The sequence below is a fragment of the Polaromonas sp. P4_H1 genome (assembly GCF_056400945.1).
This window is the reverse complement of record NZ_JBFUKG010000006.1, coordinates 121,527-140,281: the sequence shown is the minus strand read 5'-3', so window position 1 is coordinate 140,281 and position 18,755 is coordinate 121,527. Positions and strand designations below refer to the sequence as shown.

Genomic DNA, 18,755 nt, shown 5'->3' with positions numbered 1-18,755 from the left:
GCACTGATCGACAGCCGGGCCTGCTTTTTTTGCGCCTTCAAAAATGGTTGGAAGAATTCACCCAGTATTTCCAGCCCCATTTCGCGATGCGACACGGCGGCGTTATGCAATAACTTGCGAATGCTTCGGCAGCAGGTTATAGCGTGACCTAGCGTGATAGGGGGTCTGTGCCGGGTGCATGGATGACGGGCCATGTCGGCAGGGGACCCGTTGATGTGTTGGGGTCAACCCAGGGGCGGATGGATGCGGCTCGAAAGGATCGGTGCTTCTATGCTTATGCCCGGAGCAGCTGGTGCCTCAAAATCAGGTCGATGACTCAGTTGGCGGCAAACCGGGCTGGCCGTCGGCCTGCGTGTCTGGGGTCTGCTCACCCTCGTCTGCCGCGTCATCAGGCTTGCCTTCAGCCTTGCGCTTGAGTTTTTCTTCTTTTTTACGTTTTTTCGCAAGCTCTTTCTGGCGTTTTTCGTAGGAATAATTAGGAGTTGCCACAGCGTGCTTTCGTGAATGATTAACCCTTACTGTACTGCATCGCCGTCAGGGCCTCATCAAGTTCTCAGCAGGCCCGAATCAAGCGATCAGGAGCGCCTGAGCCAGGTCTGCCCGCAGGTCGGCCACAGACTCCAGGCCGATCGAAAAACGTACCAAACCACCCCGATGCGACCAGGGCGTGCGACGCATGGCTGGCACGTCATAAGGCACGCACAGGCTCATGGGCCCGGCCCAGCTGTAGCCCAGCTTGAACAGCTGGAGACTGTCGCAAAAACGGTCGATCCGCTCCTGTGTGAACTCGGGCTTGAACACGGCGCTGAGCAGGCAGGCCGCGCCTGTGCAATCGCGTTTCCATGTGTCATGTCCGGGCGATCCTGGCAATGCGGGATGCAGCACGGCGGCGATTTGCGGCTGGGCCTGCAGCCAGACCGCCAGCAGTTGCGTGGTGGCATCTTGTGCGGCGTAGCGCAAGGCCATGCTGTTCAAGCCGCGCAACACCAGTTCGGCATCATTGCCGCTCACGCCATAGCCGACGCGCATGTGGCATAAATGAACCAGATGGTGCAGGGCTTCGTCGTTGGTGACCACTGAACCCATCAGCACGTCCGCGCCACCGCTGGGGTATTTGGTGAGGGCCTGTACGGAGATGTCCGCACCGAGCCCGAAAGCGTTGAACGCCAGGCCTGCGCCCCAGGTGTTGTCCAGCGCGGTAACGGTGCCCGATGGATGGGCACTGTTGCCAGACTGGTTGTGCGCCTTGACCACAGCAGCCAGCGCCGGAAGGTCCGGGAACTCCAGCGTGATGGAGCCCGGGGCTTCCAGCCAGACCAGCCGCGTTTTGCGGCTCAATTTGGCGGCTAGATCGGCCGGGTTCATGGCGTCATAAAACTGGAAATTGATCCCCCAGGCCAGGAGTTCAGTTTGCGCAAATGCCTTGTTGGGGCCATAGGCGTTGTCGGGAATCAGCACTTCATCACCGGACTTCAGCAGGGCCATGTCCACCAGCACCACGGCAGCCAGGCCGCTGGGCACCAGGGTGCAGAACTTGCCGCCCTCCAGGGTGGCAATGCGCTCTTCCAGCGTGAAGGTGGTGGGGGTACCGTGCAGGCCGTAGGTATAGCCCGTCTTGTGTTTCCAGTCGCGGTTGCGCAGCGCCGCAACGCTGGGAAAGATCACCGTGGAGGCCTTGTGCACCCCCGGTGCAACGGCCTCAAAGCCCGCCGGTGGGCTGTAGGGGTGATGGATTAGTTGGGTAGATGGATCGCTCATGCGCCGATGTTAACGGCATGCCCCGACAGGCGGTGGCCGTACCCTGGCCGTGAGCCTGGGGAACAGCGCCGCTTGCACATCGATAAATGGCCGCAATTTTCCGCCGGGCCGTCCCAAGGAAAATTAGCCCCCTCGGGGGGCCCGTATCACACGAAGCGAAAAACGTGGAGGCCCATCAGATTTTCCACTTGGCCATCAGTTGCGCCGGTGTGAGCGAGTCGTAGCCTTCAAACGGCTGGTGAATCCAGGGATTGGTCGGCAGCGACTCCACTGAGTAGTCGGGCTGGAAGGTGGAAACGCCCTTGGTCCAGATCACCGCGCTACGCAGCTCGGTGATAGGTTTGTAGTTGGTGCGCAGCTGCTGGATCACCGCATTCAGGGTGTAGCCCGAATCGGCCAGATCATCCACCAGCAATACCTTGCCGGCAATTTCGCCCTTTGGCGTGGTGATATAGCGCGCGATGTCGAGCTTGCCCTGCACGGTGCCGGCGTCGGCGCGGTAGGAACTGGTCGACATGATGGCCAGTGGCTTGTCAAAAATTCGCGAAAGAATGTCGCCCGGCCGCATGCCACCGCGGGCCAGGCACAGGATGGTGTCGAACTGCCACTCCGACTGATGAATCTTGATCGCCAGTTTTTCAATCAGGTTGTGATATTCGTCATAGCTGACATACAGATGTTTGCCGTCTTCGGTCAACATGGGTTTGCTCCTGATTTAATAGCAAGGCGCCCGCAATGCATGGTCCGGGCACCTGTTTTTGATTCAAAAATACCGGGGTCAGGCGGCGTAGGGATTGCGCAGCAGAATGGTATGGTCGCGATCCGGGCTGGTGGAAATCATGTCAATCGGCACGCCGGTTACCTCTTCGATCCGGTGGAGATATTTCTGCGCCGCAGCCGGCAGCTGGTCGTATTGCGTGACGCCCACGGTGCTCTGGCTCCAGCCCGGCAGGGTTTCATAAATGGGCTTGCACCGCTCGATGTCTTCGGCGCCCATGGGCAGGATGTCGGTGATGTGGCCATCAAGTTCATAGCCGGTGCACAGCTTGAGCTCGGCGATGCCGTCGAGCACGTCAAGCTTGGTGATACACAGGCCCGACAGGCCGTTGACCTGGGCGGAGCGTTTGAGCAGCGCCGCGTCAAACCACCCGCAGCGTCGACTACGACCAGTGGTCACGCCTTTTTCGGCGCCCACGGTGCTGAGGTGGTAGCCCACGGTGTCCGGCGTTTCCCAATCCAGCTCGGTCGGGAAAGGCCCGCCGCCCACGCGCGTGCAATAAGCCTTGGTAATGCCCAGGATGTAATGCAGCATGCCCGGGCCCACGCCCGCGCCGGCAGCGGCATTGCCCGCCACGCAGTTGCTGGATGTCACGTAGGGATAGGTGCCGTGGTCCACATCGAGCAGGGTGCCCTGCGCGCCCTCGAACAGCAGATTGGCACCTTCGCGGTTCGCATCGTTGAGCTCGCGCGAGACATCCGCCATCATTGGCTTGAGAAGTTCGGCGTGCCGCATGGCTTCGGCATACACGGTATCAAAATCAATCGCCGGCGCGTGCAAATAACCGGTCAGTACAAAGTTGTGCAAATCCAGCAACTCGCGCAGCTTGGCGGCAAAACGCTCGGGGTATTTGAGGTCCTGCACGCGCAGGGCACGGCGCGCGATTTTGTCTTCGTAGGCCGGGCCAATACCGCGGCCGGTCGTGCCTATCCTGGCGGTACCGCCCTTTTCGCGGTAGGCCTCGCGGGCAATGTCTAGCGCAGCATGAAAAGGCAGGATCAGCGGGCAGGCTTCGCTGATGCGCAGGCGTGAGCGCACTTCCACGCCGGCTTTTTCCAGCCCTTCAATTTCTTCAAACAGCTTGGCCGCCGAGAGCACCACGCCGTTGCCGATATAGCATTTCACACCAGGACGCATGATGCCGCTGGGAATCAGGTGCAAAGCGGTCTTGATGCCGTTGATGACCAGTGTATGGCCGGCATTGTGGCCTCCCTGAAAGCGCACCACACCTTGGGACATTTCGGTGAGCCAGTCGACCAGCTTGCCCTTGCCTTCGTCGCCCCACTGGGTGCCCACGACCACAACATTGCGGCCCGCGGCTACGGTTGGTTTATATGTCATCTTCAATTTCTCGTTAAGGATTCGTTGGGGAAAACAGCGTTGAAGGCCGGCCTGAGGCCCGGCTTCAGGCCGCCTTTTTCAGGGGCTGGACCACCCATTGGCCGGCCACATGGGCCAGTTCGCGGTCGCAGTCAAATTCATTGACCTCATGTTCATGGCCCGGAAGCACGCAGGCCACCGTTTCACCCCCGGCCCGGAGGCGGGCGATGGCAGCGCGCAGGCCGGCATCTTCCCCCCATGGCGCACGAATGGCAGCCCTGAGCGGCCGGGGCGGCAGCACGCTGACCAGTTCCTTGAGATCCAGACTGAAGCCGACGGCCGGACGGTTACGGCCAAACACCGCACCGACCTCGTCATAACGGCCGCCACGCGCCAACTCGGCGCCCTGCCCATAGATGGCAAAACGGGTACCGCTGTAATAGGCGTAGCCTCGCAAATCGGCCAGGTCAAAACTGACCTTGACATCACCCACGTGCGCGGCCAGCCAATTCAAATTTTGCAGCGCGTTTTGTGCCTCGGGCCAGGATGAGAGGACTTTTTCAGCCTCCAGCAGGACTTTTTCATCGCCGTAAAGCTGCAACAACGCTTTCAGAGCGTCACATGCCGCAGCGGAAAGGCTACCCCTCAAGCTGGCCGTCAGGCTGTTGAGTTCGCTGGCGTCCTTGGCTGCGAGCGCAGCATGAATAAGCGCCAGGGTTTTGGCATTCACGGCGGCGCTAGCCAGCAGGCTGTTGACAATGCGGGCATCGGCCATGTCAACACTCAACGCGGTCACACCCGCAGCCTTGAGGCCCTCCAGCGCCAGCAACTGTGCCTCCAGGTCGGCTTCCAGCCCGCCATGGCCATATATTTCAGCCCCGAACTGCAAAGGCTCCCGGGTGGCATGGGGGCGGTCGGCACGGGTATGCAGCACCGGGCCGCAATAACACAGGCGGGCTACGCCACTGCGGTTGAGCAGGTGCGCATCAATACGGGCGACCTGCGGCGTGGTGTCAGCCCGCAACCCCAGAGTACGGCCCGAGAGCTGGTCGACAAGCTTGAAGGTCTGCAGATCCAGCGCCTCGCCGGTGCCGGTGAGCAGCGACTCGAGATGCTCCAGCAGAGGCGGCATGACCAACTCATAGCCATAGCTGCGGGCGGTGTCGAGAAACAGGCGGCGCAGCTCTTCGATGTGGCGCGCCTCGGAGGGCAGGACATCGGCAATTTGATCGGGCAATTGCCATGATGACAACCAGGCGGACATTGTAATTTTCGTGGGCTGTTAAAAACCAGATTTTACCGGGCTTGGAGGCCGGTTTTGGGCCGCGGGCGGCAAGAGAGGGTTGCCGGGTGCAAATAAGCACCTCAGCCCGCACACGCTGGCAGCACGCCGTCAGGCCAGCACCGCCAGCAGGATCAACCCGGCACCGATACTGCAAAGTCCGAAAAAACGGATCTGCCCGTTGCCCAGCCGGAGTATCTGTTCAAACATGCCGCGCCAGCCAGACGGCGAGATCAGCGGCAACAGCCCTTCGATCACCAGCATCAGGGCCAGCGCCTGCCAGAAGGTATCGCCGTCCACGCTGACTTATTTTTTGGCGGGCGCCGCTGCGCCACTACCCGATCCGCGCATGGCCTTGAAAAATTCGGAGGATGGGTCGAGCACCATCACGTCGTTTTTCTTGCCGAAGCTGGCCTTGTATGCGTCCAGGCTGCGATAGAACTGGGCAAACTGTGGATCACGGCCAAAGGATTCCGCGTAAGTTCGGGCCGCTTCCGCATCGCCCTCACCTTTGACCTTCTGCGCGTCGCGGTAGGCATTGGCAACCGCAACTTCACGCTGCCTGTCGGCATCGGCGCGGATCTTTTCACCTTCGGCTGCACCCGTTGAGCGCAACTCATTGGCCACGCGCTGGCGCTCAGCCACCATGCGCTTGTAAACCGAGTCGGTGATGGCTTCTACGTAGTCGACGCGGGTGATGCGAACATCGACCACGTCCACACCCCAGGGCTTGGCGCCCTGCACCACCTGCAGCACCTCGCGCTTGACGTCAGCCATCAGGGCCTCGCGTTTGAGCGACAGCAAATCCTTGACCGTGCGTTTGTTGATTTCTTCCTGAAACGCATTGCGCACCACGCGGCTCAACTGGTTGGCGCCGGCCTTTTCATCCAGGCCGACATTGCGGATGTATTCGGTAGGCTGCGTGATGCGCCAGCGAACGTACCAGTCAATCACCACGCGCTGCTTCTCGGCGGTCAGCATCGGCTCGGCATCGACGCTGTCGAGCACCAGCAGACGTTTGTCGATGTACGACACATTCTGGAATGGCGGTGGCAGCTTGGCATGAAGCCCGGGGTCGGTAATGACCTCCTTGATCTGACCCAGCGCATAGACCACGCCAAACTGACGCTGGTCGACGACAAACAGGGTGGAACTCAGCAGCGCCAGCACCACCAGCAATGAAGATACGAAAAATCCAACTCTATTCACGTTTTTCTTCCTTAGCGTGTTTCACGGTCGCGGGTGCGGGAAGCATCGCGTGAACGGGCATCCAGGGGCAAGCTGCCACCCGACGGCGAAGGGGCCACAGCGGGCGGTGCCGTACCACTGCCCGGCAGTAGCGGGATATCGGCGCCTGCCGCTGCACCACCCTGCGCTGTCATCTGCATGATTTTGTCGAGCGGAAGATAGAGCAGGTTGGAGCCCTGGCGGGACTCCACCAGCACCTTGGTGACATTGGTGTAGACCTGCTGCATGGCATCCAGGTACATGCGATCGCGGGTGACCTGGGGCGCCTTCTGGTATTCGGTGAGTACCGAGCGGAAACGCTGGGCATCACCCTGGGCCTGCGCCACAATTCGCGCCTTGTAAGCTTCCGATTCCTCTTTGAGACGCGAAGCTGAACCCACTGCGCGGGGAATCACATCATTGGCATAGGCCTGAGCTTCGTTCTTGGAGCGCTCGCGCTCCTGACCCGCCCTGAGCACATCATCAAATGCGGCCTGGACCTGCTCGGGAGGACGCGCACCGCTTTGCTGGAGATTGATACCCACGACTTCAACCCCCACTTTGTAGCGGTCCAGGATGGTCTGCATCAGGATACGCACCCGGGGGCCGATCTGATCGCGCTCTTCTGCGAGCGCCGAATCCATTTTCATTTTTCCCACCACTTCGCGCACGGCCGATTCTGCGGCCTGCACCACGGCGCTGGCGGGGTCCTTGCTCTCAAACAGGTAGGCACGCGCATCACTCAAACGGTACTGGACGGCGAATTTGATTTCGACAATGTTCTCGTCCTCGGTCAGCATGGCCGAGTCGCGAAGGCCCGTCGCCTTGATGATGGTGTCACGACCTACATCGACCGACCGGATCTGGGTGACCACGACCATTTCATGGCGTTGCACAGGGTACGGGAGACGCCAGTTGAAACCGGCCCCCACGGTCGAGTGGTACTTGCCGAACTGGGTAATGACGGCCTGCTGGCCCTCCTGCACAATGAAAAACCCGGTACCCAGCCAGATTAGCACGGCCACCGCGGCGATCAGCCCCGCGCCGATGCCTGCGCTTTTCATGTCGGGCTGAAAGCCGCCACCATTGCCGTCATTGCCACCGTTATTTCCGCCGCCAAAGCCGCCCCGCTTGCCGCCACTTTTCGCGCCGCCAAAAAGCCCGCCGAGCTTGCGATTGAAATCGCGCCACAGTTCATCCAGGTCAGGCGGTCCCTGATTGGGGCCCTGACCTTGTGGTCGAACTGGCTTGGAAGGCTGCTTGTCGTCACGAGGCATTTCTGGCTTGGTCTCATCGGACGACGGCTTGTCATCGTCTCGGCCCCAACGTGGATCGTTGAGATTAAACATGCCTTGGGCACGTTGTTTCAACCGACCTGGCAAGGTCGTCAACGTCTGCAGCACGGGATTCAGGTTCATGGGATCAAACTCACTTCTTTTTTGACTACACCGACATTGTGCCTAATGAAATTGCCCGCTCAGGCAAGGTCGTCGGCCGTTTGGAGAATTTCCCCGCTCACCACGCTTGCCGCATGACTGGCCAGAAGCTCCCGCAGCAACGGCAGACCTTCACCCGTCAGGGCGCTGACAAATACCCGATCCACGCTCCGGCTCGCCCCCTCAAATGCATCCCTGAGCTCGAACATGTCGCGCAAGGACAGGGGCAAGTTGACTGCTCCTACAGCGTCCAGCTTGTTGAACACGAGAATCTGCGGCACGTCAGCCGCACCAATCTCGGCCAGAACCCGTTGCACCTGCTCAATTTGTTCCAGATAGTCGGGGTTCGATCCATCCACCACATGCAGCAGCAGGTCCGCGTCCGCAGCTTCCTGCAATGTAGCGGCAAACGCGTCGATCAGACCGTGTGGCAAATCCCGGATGAAACCTACCGTGTCAGACAGGGAGACCGAACGTGCGGTGTCACCCAGGTACAGCTGTCTCGTCGTGGTATCAAGGGTGGCAAAAAGCTGGTCGGCAGCATAGGCACGCGCCTTGACCAGCGCATTGAACAACGTGGACTTGCCGGCATTGGTATAGCCGACCAGCGAGATCGTGAATGAGTTGCGCCGCTCCCGCTGCTTTCGCTGCGTTTGCCGCTGCTTCTTGACTTTGCCCAGGCGCTCTTTGGTGCGCTTGATGGCGTCGCCGATCATGCGCTTGTCAAGCTCGATCTGCTTCTCACCCGGGCCGCCGCGCACACCCGCTCCGCCGGTCTGGCGCTCCAGGTGGGACCAGCGGCGCACGAGGCGCGTTGAGACGTACTGCAGCCGTGCCAGTTCGACCTGAAGCTTGCCCTCGTGGCTGCGCGCGCGCTGGGCAAAAATCTCCAGTATCAGCAGGGTACGGTCATTGACCGGCAATTCCAGGTGCCGCTCCAGATTGCGTTGCTGGGCCGGACTGAGCGACTGGTCGAACAGGATTTCAGACGCGCCGGTATCCTGCGCGAGCATTTTGATCTCGTCGGCTTTGCCGGTACCGATGAACAGAGCGGCATCGGGGGCTTTTCGCCGGCACGTCACACGAGCAACGGGTTGCAGGCCTGCGGTTTGCGCGAGCAAACCCAGTTCCTGCAGATCAGCATCAAAGTTCGGCAAGCCCAGATCAACCCCAACCAGCAGGGCAAGAGTTGGTGTTTTCACCGGAGCATCGTAGGAACTCAGCTGGCGGGGCTTTCTTCGGATTCGCCGGTCGCAAAACTTACAGCGCGACCGGGAACGATGGTGGAGATCGCATGCTTGTAGACCATTTGGGTCACAGTATTGCGAAGCAGAACCACATATTGATCGAAAGACTCAATCTGGCCCTGCAATTTGATCCCGTTGACGAGATAAATTGAAACAGGCACATGCTCTCGACGCAAGGTGTTGAGAAACGGGTCCTGCAGCAGCTGACCTTTGTTATTGCTCACGATATTTTCCGTGTTCAAAAGTTGATAGAGCCTTACGTTACCACAGCCCAACAGCCAAGTATGTAGTTCTAGGCCGATTCCTTGTCCGTGAAGGGGTTGTGCGAGCTTTTCATCTGGATGCGCATGGGCGTGCCGACCAGATCGAACTCCTTGCGGAACCGCCCTTCCAGATAGCGTTTGTAGGCCTCGGTGACATGTTCCAGCGAATTGCCATGAATAATGATGATGGGCGGGTTCATGCCCCCCTGGTGCGCATAGCGCATCTTGGGGCGGAACATGCCTGAACGCTGCGGCTGCTGGAACTGGACAGCCTCGAGCAGCAGGCGTGTCAATACCGGCGTGGACATCTTGCGGTTGGCCGAAGCGTGGGCCTGCACAATTGACTTCCAGACCGGCGCCAATCCCTGGCGCTTGATCGCCGAAATCTTGTGGATGGATGCAAATTTCAGGAAAGCAAGGCGGGTTTCGATCGACCGCTCCAGCGTCTCCCGCTGGTAGGCGTCCACCGCATCCCATTTGTTGATGGCCAGCACCACCGCACGGCCGCTTTCCAGGATATAGCCTGCGATATGCGCATCCTGGTCGGTCACGCCTTGCGTGGCGTCGAGCAGCAGCAGCACGACATTTGCATTTTCAATCGCCTGAAGCGTCTTGACGACGGAAAACTTCTCTATGGCCTCAAAAACCTTGCCCTTGCGGCGCAGGCCGGCGGTGTCAATCAGCTCAAACTTCTGGCCGTCGCGCTCAAATGGCACGGAAATGGCGTCCCGCGTGGTGCCGGGAAGGTCAAATGCCACCAGGCGCTCTTCCCCCAGCCAGGTATTGATCAACGTCGATTTGCCCACGTTGGGACGGCCCGCCACGGCGAGCCGGATAACCGACGGATCCTGCGACTCGGCTTCGTCACCAGGATCGGCGAGGTTGAGCGGTGCCAGGGCAAGGTCGACCAGGGAACGCATGCCCTGGCCATGGGATGCCGAAACCGGCAGCACTTCCCCCAGGCCCAATTCAAAAAATTCGGAGAACTGGACCCCTTCCGTCATGCCCTCCGCCTTGTTGGCCGTCAGCACCGTCGGTTTGCCCAGCTTGCGCAGGAAGTTGGCGATATCGTGGTCCTGCGCACTGATACCGGCACGCGCATCAACCACGAAAATCACCACATCGGCCTCAGCAACGGCCTGACGAGTCTGCTTGGCCATTTCCTTGTATATGCCGGACGCTGCGTCAGGCTCAAACCCGCCGGTGTCAATGACGATGTACTCGTGGGAGCCCAGCTTGCCGTTGCCGTAATGACGGTCACGCGTCAGCCCGGCGAAATCGGCCACGATCGCATCCCGCGTCTTGGTCAGCCGGTTGAAAATCGTCGACTTGCCCACATTGGGGCGGCCGACTAACGCTATGACAGGTTTCATTGATCAGGTTCTGGAAAGTTGCGGTTTCGCGTTTTCGGTTACTCGGGCTTGAAGCCGTAAACGCCGCCGTTATGGGTCACGGCGATCAGCGTGTTACCCGCAAGCACGGGAGCCGCGGCGATGGCCGAGCCATCGGTCGGCAAGCGGTTAAGCAGGGAGCCGTCTTCACGCGACAACAAATGGATAAAGCCGCTGAAGTCACCAATCGCCACGGAACGCCCAACGACCAGGGGTGCCGTCAGGCTGCGGTAGCGCAGGCGGTCTGTGGTCCAGCTTCGCTCGCCGTCTGTGCGCCGCCAGGCAATCACCGTACCGTCTGCCTCCGTGCCAAACAGCGTGCGGTCATCGCCATGAATACCCTGCATGCCATTGGCTGGCTTGGTCCACAGAAGACTGCCGCGCGCGGCATTGACGCAGCCAATGCTGGCCTGGAAGGCCCGCGCGCAGACATTGTCGCCGTCCCGGCTCACACGACCCACAAGATCAACCAGGCGCTCGACATCATTGATGCCGCGTGGCGAAGCAATGGGCGCCTCCCATCGAACACTGCCGTTGACAGGGCTCAGGCCCGCCAGACGGCCGGCAAGACCCACCACCAGCATATCGCCAACGGCCAGCATCACGCCGGATTGGCGCAGGACCAGCGGTTCATTGGGTCGCTGCTGCGTCCACAGCTTGCGCCCCGTCTGGCCATCAAAGGCCGAGACCGACCGGTCCGCCGCCAGGACGAACACCCGCGCACCGGCCACAAAAGGGGCTGTAAAGGCCTGCGCATTAAGCTTTTGGCGCCAGATTTCCCGCCCGTCCTGCAGGGCAACAACTTCGTTGGCCTTCGTGACTACCGCCAGGACCTTTCCGTCGCTGCCCACACCCGCGGCAACAGGCGTATTGAGCGCCACGCGCCAAAATTCACGGCCGGTGGAGGCGTCCAACAGGGCGACAGTACCGTCGCCACTCGCAACGGCAACGCTATTGCCCGAAACAGCAACGTCCAGAGGGAAATCGACCTGCCCAATGCGGGTGTTCCAGCTCTGGCGAGCGGATACCAGTGCCGTCACCGGCTGCAGTTCGGCCGGCTGGGGCTTGGTGGCGCCGCCAAAGCAGCCAGCCAGCAGCGCTACAAAACCAATGGCCAGGGGCAGCCGGGAAATCTGGGCCAGAGGCCTAAAAGACTGGATCATCATTTCTTCACCTCGGTATTGGCTGCGGTCGTTGTCAGTTTGGTGGAACCTGCGGTGGGATCAACGCCAAGCGCATTGAGTTTGACCTCCACCAGGCGCCGGTACTCGGCACGCTCGTCGAGCCCCTTGTAGGCTTTTTCATATTCCACCCGGGCTTCGGTTTTCTTGCCCTGGGCGGCCAGGATATCGCCGCGGCGGTCGGCTGCCAGAGCCGCAAAATTTTTCGGGAACGAAGCGGACAGCTGCTGCAGTGCTTCGTCGTAGGCTTTCTTTTCCAGCAAAAGACCTGCAAGTCGCAACCGGGCAATGGCCTGATAACCCTCGTCGGAGGCCTTCTCGGCCACCCCGGTCAAGGCGGCGCGGGAAGCGTCCAGGTTGCCTTTGTCGTAATAGGCCCTGGCGGCGAGCAGACCGGCTTGCTGGGCATAGGTGGTGCGGCCAAAGCGGTCTTTCATGTCCGCCAATGAACGGTCAATCCTGGCCTGATCGCCCGACTGGACAGCGCGCTCGATTTCCTCGTACATCACGGAAGCCTGCGCAGCCTGGCTGCGCTGCCAGTACTGGTAACCGTTCCAGGCCGCAAAAATGCCGAACACGGCGATCAGGCCCCAGGTGATCAGGTCGCCATACTGCTTCCAGAAATGCTTGAGTTCATCAAGCTGTTCCTGCTCTTCCAAATCGAGATGTTTTGCCATAAAAGTCTGCTTGTTCTGCCCGATAACGGCGCGGATTGAGGTGGGGTGATTGTAGGGGGGCGAAATGCAAGGCTAGGCGCGCAAGGCGTGAACCCAGGCGGACACGTCGTCCAGTGGCTGCAGGGTTTGCACCTGCGCCGCATCAGCCTTTTCCCCCCGCAGCGGTTTGACGGCCACGCGGCCCTGCGCCAGCTCGGCGGCACCGAAAATAAGGGCAAACCGCGCGCCGCTGCCATCGGCCTTTTTGAATTGGGACTTCATGCTGCCCATGCCGTCGGCGCTGGCACCGGCGTGCATCTGCACACTCACCCCCGCCGCGCGCAAGGCCTGCAGGGTTTGCAGAACGACGGGCAAGGCAGATGCCTCGGGAATCACCGCATAGGCATCGGGTACCGGCGGCGTGACGGCGGCACCCTGCTCCTTGATGAGCTCCAGCACACGCTCCACGCCCAGGGCCCATCCCACGGCCGGCGCGGCTTTGCCGCCCATCTGCTCAATCAGGTAGTCATAGCGTCCCCCGGCGCAAATGGTGCCCTGGGCACCCAGCCGGTCGGTCACAAACTCGAACACCGTGAGGTTGTAATAATCCAGCCCGCGCACCAGTCGGGGATTCAGGGTCCAGGGGATGCCGTTGGCATCGAGGATGGCTTTAAGTCCCTCAAAATGCGCCAGCGACTGGGACCCCAGAAAGTCGATCAGCCGGGGGGCGCTGTCTACCACTGCTTGCATGGCCGGATTCTTGGTGTCAAGAATGCGTAGCGGATTGCTGTGCAGGCGCCGGCGTGCTTCCTCGTCCAGGACGTCGGCATGCTGCTCCAGGTGGGCGATCAGTTGGGCACGGTGCTGGGCACGCTCATCGGGCTGACCCAGGCTATTGATTTCCAGGCGCCAGTCGCTCAGACCCAGCTCCTTCCAGAGCGCCGCGGCCAGCAAAATCAGCTCGGCATCCACTTCCGGTCCGGCAAAACCCAGTGCTTCGGCGCCAATCTGATGAAACTGGCGGTAACGGCCACGTTGCGGGCGCTCCCGACGGAACATCGGGCCCATATAGTAGAGGCGCTTGCCGCCCTCATAGAGCAGGTTGTGTTCGGTGACCGCACGAACAACGCTGGCGGTATTTTCAGGCCGCATGGTGAGGTGGTCATGATCACCATATTTGTCCGCACGGTCTTCGAAGGAATACATTTCCTTTTCGACGATGTCCGTGACCTCGCCAATCCCTCGCACAAACAGCTGCGTGTGCTCAAGAATGGGGGTGCGGATATTACGGTAGGCATAGCGCCCCATCAGCGTGCGGACTTTGTCTTCGAGCCACTCCCAGCGCGCCGAATCCGGCGGCAAGATGTCGTTCATGCCCTTGACGGCCGTGAGTTTTTCGATTTTGGCCAAGGGCGATTTCTCCGTCTGGCCGGCATTCATTTTTTCAGACATGGGATTCACACGGTTTCGGCGACGGCCTGCGTGCCAAAACGTTTTTCAATATAGTTTTCAACGATGACCCGGAACTCCTGCGCAATGTTCTCTCCACGCAGTGTCAGTCTTTTCTCGCCATCAATAAATACCGGAGCAGCCGGTGCCTCGCCCGAGCCAGGCAGGCTGATACCGATGTCAGCATGCTTGCTTTCACCGGGGCCATTGACGATACAACCCATAACGGCGACCTTGAGCCCTTCAACACCGGGGTATTGCGCGCGCCAGACCGGCATCTGGGCCCGCAGGAAGTCATCAATCTGCTTGGCCAGTTCCTGAAAGGTGGTGCTGGTGGTGCGTCCGCAACCCGGACAGGCGGTTACGCTGGGCACAAAGCTGCGCAGCCCCAGGGCCTGGATGATCTCCGACGCAATCACCACTTCCTGGGTACGGGACTCGCCGGGCTGGGGGGTCAGGGAAACGCGTATCGTGTCGCCGATGCCTTCCTGCAGCAAAATCGACAGCGCGGTGGCCGAGGCCACCGTACCTTTGGTGCCCATGCCGGCCTCGGTGAGGCCGAGGTGAAGGGCGTAGTCGCTGCGTTTGGCCAATTCGCGGTAGACCGAAATGAGATCCTGGACCCCGCTCACCTTGCAGGACAGGATGATCTGGTTGCGCCGCATGCCCATTTCCTCGGCACGACGGGCGGAATCGATGGCCGAGGTGATCAGCGCCTCGTACATGACCTGCCGGGCATCCCAGGGAATGGCGCGCGCACTGTTGTCGTCCATCAGACTGGCCAGCAGTTCCTGGTCAAGGCTGCCCCAGTTCACCCCGATGCGCACGGGCTTGTTCCAGCGCATGGCGACTTCAATCATCTGGCCGAATTGCCGGTCGCGCTTGTCGCCCTTGCCCACGTTACCCGGGTTGATGCGGTATTTGGACAAGGCCTCGGCACAGGCCGGGTAATCCGTCAGCAGGCGATGGCCGTTGTAATGAAAGTCGCCAATCAGCGGCACATCGATGCCCATGCGATCGAGTTGCTCCCGAACGTGGGGCACGGCCTGCGCAGCCTCAGGGGTATTCACAGTGATGCGGACCATTTCGGACCCGGCAAGCGCCAGCTCCTTGACCTGAATGGCGGTACCAATGGCGTCCACGGTGTCCGTGTTGGTCATGGACTGGATGCGTACCGGCGCGTCGCCGCCCACGGTGACAACGTGCGAGCCCCAGGCAACCAGCGCCTGGGTGGAACGCCGTGCTTTCGGAAAAGCCGACTCGATGGGAAGACAAGGCTCCACTATTTCACCTCAAACCGGGCCACGTTATCCCGGGAAACTGAAGTCAGGTCAAATGCCCGCCCGCGCACCTCCACCTGGGTTGCATCGGCCCGGCCGACCACAGCAGCCAGCGGCAATGCGCCGGAGGCGCCCGCAACCTCACCCGCGCCCAGGGTGCGGCGCAGCACAACGGCCCCTTTGGCATCGGTTACCTCAACCCAGGACTCCTGCTTTGCGCGAAACGTCACAATGCCGCCGGGCGCCGCTTGTACGGTTGAACTGGCTGGCGTCGCCGCACTGTCAGGCACAGCGGGTGAATTGGCCGGCTGGGAGACTGGCGCAGCCAGCGCAGCTACGGCCTGCTCCGCAACCGGAGCCGCAGGAAGCGATCCCTCTGGAACGGCCGCGGCAACCGCCGCTGCTGCCGGCATGGCACTGTCCGTCAGGCCTGCACCCGCCATGACCATCGTGGCCGGCAGGGATTGAGGTTTGGCGGACGCGGCATTGGCCTGCCCCTCCTCCGCATCCCGCTGGCCCGTCACCGAATCATGGCCGACGCCAGGCAGGAAAATCAAAACCAGCGCCCCCAGCAACAAGGCAAGCACGGCCAGGACAACAGGCCGCGAAGCATGCTTCCATGGGGAAGACCGCGGGCCATCACCCGGCGAGCGGAAGGGTGCGTTGATGCTGGCGCTTCGCTGGGCTAGCTTGGGTGCTGCCGTTTGTGGCATGCGCTCAAGCACCAGGGCCGGGTCCACTTTAAGGGTTCGGCACACGCTGGAGGCCAGCGCCCGCCCGAAAACAGCGTCCGGCAGCAAGTCAAACCGGTCCTGCTCCAGTGCTTCAAGCTTCTTGACCGGAACCTTCAGCGACGCGGCCAGTGAGGCGATATGAATGCCCGCCGCCTCTCTGGCGCCGCGAAGCAGATCGCCGGCCGTGCGTTCGAGCGCAGGCATGCTCTGGCTGTGACCGAAGCCTGAAACTGCTTCTGAATTGAAGGTGGAGGCCAGCACCGGGTCGAAGTTACTCATTGAAAGCACCTTTTTCATAGGCGGCAGCTTGAGGAGACTGCGCAAAGCGCTTTTTCAACTGATCGGCCAACTGCAACACAGCCTCCCGATTATTCAGTTTTCGTTCCGTCTTGATGCCCAGCCAAAGCGTTTCGGCATTCGCCAATTCACTGTTATTCAAACGGCGTATGTAAAACTGTGCCCGTGTCAAATCACCGCGCTCATAAAGAAGCGTGGCGAGGTTGTAGCCTGTCACAGGGTTGCCTGCATCCAGCTCATACGACTGCATCAGGCTCTGTTCCGCCTCGGCACGCTGCCCTGCGCGAACCTGGCAAACACCTTGGGTCATCAGCGTTTTGGCCCGGCCGCCGTAGGTCGGATTGGCCGTTGCCAGGGCAAACGATTTGAATGAGTCTTCGTAGCGGGCCTGCTGACAGAGCAGCCAGCCGTAGTTGTGCGCCACGTCGGCATCGCGGGGATTCAGCGCGAGTGCACGGCGAAAACTGTCTTCGGCCAACGGAATGTCATTGAGCCGCATGTACACCAGCCCACGCAAGTTGTAAGCATCCACAAAAGTGGGATCCGTGACCAGCGACTGCTTGATTTCATCCAGCGCAACATTGGGCTGGCCCTGCTCAAAATAACCGGTGGCCAGCTCAAGCCGAAGGCGTGCACGCCGGCGATGATCAGGCTCATCCGACTCGGTCACGATGTCATTCCGGTTACCGGAAGGCCCGGACATCCCTTGCTGGCCGGCACAACCCGCCAGCAAAACAGCCGCCCAGCAGGCCGACATCCAGATCACATTGGCGGCAAACCTCATACATCCATCCCTTTTGCAACAACCACCTTGATGCCCCCGAGCATACCTTGCCGCTGCGCGGCGATGCGCCGGTCTACGCCGGTCCGATCCTGAACATCCCCGGCCAATTGACCGCAGGCCGCATCAATGTCGTCACCGCGGGTTTTCCGCACGGTGGTCACGATGCCCGCATCCATCAGGATTTTGGCGAAGGCAGCAACCTGCGGCATCGCTGAACGCTTCAGGCCCGAAGCCGGAAACGGATTGAAAGGAATCAGGTTGAATTTGCACGACAAGCCGTCTGCCGAATGCGCTTGCATCAGCGCCACCAACTGATGTGCATGCTCGGGCTGATCGTTCACGCCGTCAAGCATGCAGTATTCAAACGTGATGAAGTCACGCGGTGCAGACGCCTGGTACCGGGTGCAGGCCTGCAGCAATTCAGCGATCGGGTACTTTTTATTGAGTGGAACCAGGTTGTCGCGCAGCGCGTCTTCCGGCGCATGCAGCGACACCGCCAGCGCCACCGGACAATCCTTGGCCAGCCTGTCGATCATGGGCACCACGCCGGATGTTGACACCGTCACCCGGCGGCGCGACAAACCGTAACCATGGTCGTCCAGCATGACCCTCAAGGCGGGCAGCAACTGCGAGTAGTTCTGCAAGGGTTCGCCCATGCCCATCATGACAACATTGGAAATCACACGCTCTTGCCTGCCCAGGTGCTGGCGCAGGAAATGCTCGGCAAACCACAGCTGGGAAATAATTTCGCCGGTGGTGAGGTTACGGCTGAAACCCTGGTGCCCGGTCGAGCAAAAACGGCACCCCACGGCGCAGCCGGCCTGGGATGAAATGCACAGGGTTCCCCGATCCGTTTCGGGAATGAAAACAGCCTCTACGATGTCGCCGGCGCCGACATCGAACAGCCATTTGACGGTGCCATCAGCCGAGTCATGGCGGGACACCACTTTCGGTCCCTGGATGTGGGCTGAACCTGCAAGTTTTTCGCGCAGGGACTTGGCCAGATCTGTCATCTGCCCAAAATCGGAGGCGCCTTTTTGATGGATCCAGCGAAACAGCTGGGTTGCGCGAAAGCGCTTTTCGCCGAGCCGCTCGCAAAAGGCGGCCAAGCCCTCCAGATCGTAGTCAAGAAGGTTGGCTGTCATCGCAGGGGGCGACAGGCTGGACCGCCCCAGGCAAGCGACGACCCTGGCGGGGAGTAGCAACGCATGGGGGGCAGCATGATTAACGCGAGTAAATATTCATGCCCGGGAAGAAGAATGCAACTTCCGCATTGGCGGTTTCGACTGCGTCCGAACCATGGACGGCATTGGCGTCGATGCTGTCCGCGAAGTCGGCGCGAATCGTGCCGGCAGCAGCCTTCTTGGGATCTGTCGCGCCCATCAGGTCGCGGTTTTTCAGGATGGCGCCTTCGCCTTCCAGCGCCTGGATCATCACCGGGCCGGAAATCATGAACGACACCAGGTCCTTGAAGAAGGGACGCTCCTTGTGCACAGCGTAGAAAGCCTCGGCCTCGCCCTGTGAAAGGTGAGCCATTTTGGCCGCCACGACTTTCAGGCCGGCGGCCTCAAAACGCGCGTAGATTTGGCCAATCACATTTTTTGCAACTGCGTCGGGCTTGATGATGGAGAGAGTGCGTTCGATCGCCATGAATTTTCCTTAACCTTGGATT

19 protein-coding genes are annotated in these 18,755 nt (G+C 60.7%); all 19 read right to left on the bottom strand.

Annotation, left to right across the window (positions count from 1 at the left end):
* Positions 1-303: 303 nt before the first annotated feature.
* Entirely contained in the window at positions 304-489 is a 186-nt protein-coding gene (locus AC1DS5_RS10160) for a hypothetical protein (RefSeq protein ID WP_477718121.1), read from the bottom strand.
* 78 nt (positions 490-567) lie between these two features.
* Complete coding sequence (locus AC1DS5_RS10155; protein ID WP_477718120.1) at positions 568-1,758, bottom strand: PLP-dependent transferase; 1,191 nt, start codon at positions 1,756-1,758, stop codon at positions 568-570.
* A gap of 175 nt (positions 1,759-1,933) precedes the next feature.
* Positions 1,934-2,458, bottom strand: a complete 525-nt coding sequence (locus AC1DS5_RS10150; RefSeq protein ID WP_477718119.1) for a phosphoribosyltransferase — start codon at positions 2,456-2,458, stop codon at positions 1,934-1,936.
* Between the two features lie 78 nt (positions 2,459-2,536).
* Positions 2,537-3,877, bottom strand: a complete 1,341-nt coding sequence (locus AC1DS5_RS10145; RefSeq protein WP_011483511.1) for an adenylosuccinate synthase — start codon at positions 3,875-3,877, stop codon at positions 2,537-2,539.
* A 64-nt stretch (positions 3,878-3,941) separates the two neighbouring features.
* Complete coding sequence (locus AC1DS5_RS10140) at positions 3,942-5,108, bottom strand: ATP phosphoribosyltransferase regulatory subunit (protein WP_477718220.1); 1,167 nt, start codon at positions 5,106-5,108, stop codon at positions 3,942-3,944.
* A 141-nt stretch (positions 5,109-5,249) separates the two neighbouring features.
* The gene (locus AC1DS5_RS10135) at positions 5,250-5,438 is read right to left on the bottom strand and encodes a DUF2065 domain-containing protein (protein ID WP_477718118.1); all 189 of its coding nucleotides are present in this window, start codon (positions 5,436-5,438) and stop codon (positions 5,250-5,252) included.
* Between the two features lie 6 nt (positions 5,439-5,444).
* Entirely contained in the window at positions 5,445-6,347 is a 903-nt protein-coding gene (gene hflC, locus AC1DS5_RS10130; protein ID WP_477718117.1) for a protease modulator HflC, read from the bottom strand.
* A gap of 11 nt (positions 6,348-6,358) precedes the next feature.
* A complete protein-coding gene (hflK, locus tag AC1DS5_RS10125; protein WP_477718116.1) occupies positions 6,359-7,783 on the bottom strand; it encodes an FtsH protease activity modulator HflK in 1,425 nt (474 codons plus the stop codon).
* A gap of 59 nt (positions 7,784-7,842) precedes the next feature.
* A complete protein-coding gene (hflX, locus tag AC1DS5_RS10120) occupies positions 7,843-9,024 on the bottom strand; it encodes a GTPase HflX (protein WP_477718219.1) in 1,182 nt (393 codons plus the stop codon).
* Positions 9,021-9,272 carry an RNA chaperone Hfq gene (hfq, locus tag AC1DS5_RS10115; RefSeq protein WP_041388809.1) on the bottom strand — a complete coding sequence of 84 codons (252 nt, stop codon included), beginning with the start codon at positions 9,270-9,272 and terminating at the stop codon, positions 9,021-9,023. Before hfq ends, hflX begins: the two co-directional genes overlap by 4 nt.
* 68 nt (positions 9,273-9,340) lie before the next feature.
* On the bottom strand, positions 9,341-10,684 hold the full coding sequence (gene der, locus AC1DS5_RS10110) for a ribosome biogenesis GTPase Der (protein ID WP_477718115.1): 1,344 nt from the start codon (positions 10,682-10,684) through the stop codon (positions 9,341-9,343).
* 38 nt (positions 10,685-10,722) lie between these two features.
* Positions 10,723-11,868: an outer membrane protein assembly factor BamB gene (gene bamB, locus AC1DS5_RS10105; RefSeq protein ID WP_477718114.1), complete on the bottom strand. Its 1,146-nt coding sequence runs from the start codon at positions 11,866-11,868 to the stop codon at positions 10,723-10,725.
* Positions 11,865-12,560, bottom strand: coding sequence for a YfgM family protein (locus AC1DS5_RS10100; protein WP_477718113.1), 696 nt, complete (start codon positions 12,558-12,560; stop codon positions 11,865-11,867). Before AC1DS5_RS10100 ends, bamB begins: the two co-directional genes overlap by 4 nt.
* Positions 12,561-12,632: 72 nt before the next feature.
* A complete protein-coding gene (gene hisS / locus AC1DS5_RS10095; RefSeq protein WP_477718218.1) occupies positions 12,633-13,940 on the bottom strand; it encodes a histidine--tRNA ligase in 1,308 nt (435 codons plus the stop codon).
* 56 nt (positions 13,941-13,996) lie between these two features.
* Positions 13,997-15,271, bottom strand: a complete 1,275-nt coding sequence (gene ispG, locus AC1DS5_RS10090; RefSeq protein WP_477718112.1) for a flavodoxin-dependent (E)-4-hydroxy-3-methylbut-2-enyl-diphosphate synthase — start codon at positions 15,269-15,271, stop codon at positions 13,997-13,999.
* Positions 15,271-16,281, bottom strand: a complete 1,011-nt coding sequence (locus AC1DS5_RS10085; protein ID WP_477718111.1) for a helix-turn-helix domain-containing protein — start codon at positions 16,279-16,281, stop codon at positions 15,271-15,273. Before AC1DS5_RS10085 ends, ispG begins: the two co-directional genes overlap by 1 nt.
* Positions 16,274-17,083 (bottom strand): type IV pilus biogenesis/stability protein PilW, encoded by an 810-nt coding sequence (gene pilW, locus AC1DS5_RS10080; protein ID WP_477718110.1) that lies wholly within the window; start codon positions 17,081-17,083, stop codon positions 16,274-16,276. The genes AC1DS5_RS10085 and pilW overlap by 8 nt, the downstream gene beginning before the upstream one ends.
* Positions 17,080-18,228, bottom strand: coding sequence for a dual-specificity RNA methyltransferase RlmN (rlmN, locus tag AC1DS5_RS10075; protein ID WP_477718109.1), 1,149 nt, complete (start codon positions 18,226-18,228; stop codon positions 17,080-17,082). Before rlmN ends, pilW begins: the two co-directional genes overlap by 4 nt.
* Before the next feature lie 79 nt (positions 18,229-18,307).
* Positions 18,308-18,733, bottom strand: coding sequence for a nucleoside-diphosphate kinase (ndk, locus tag AC1DS5_RS10070; RefSeq protein ID WP_477718108.1), 426 nt, complete (start codon positions 18,731-18,733; stop codon positions 18,308-18,310).
* Between the last annotated feature and the right edge of the window lie 22 nt (positions 18,734-18,755).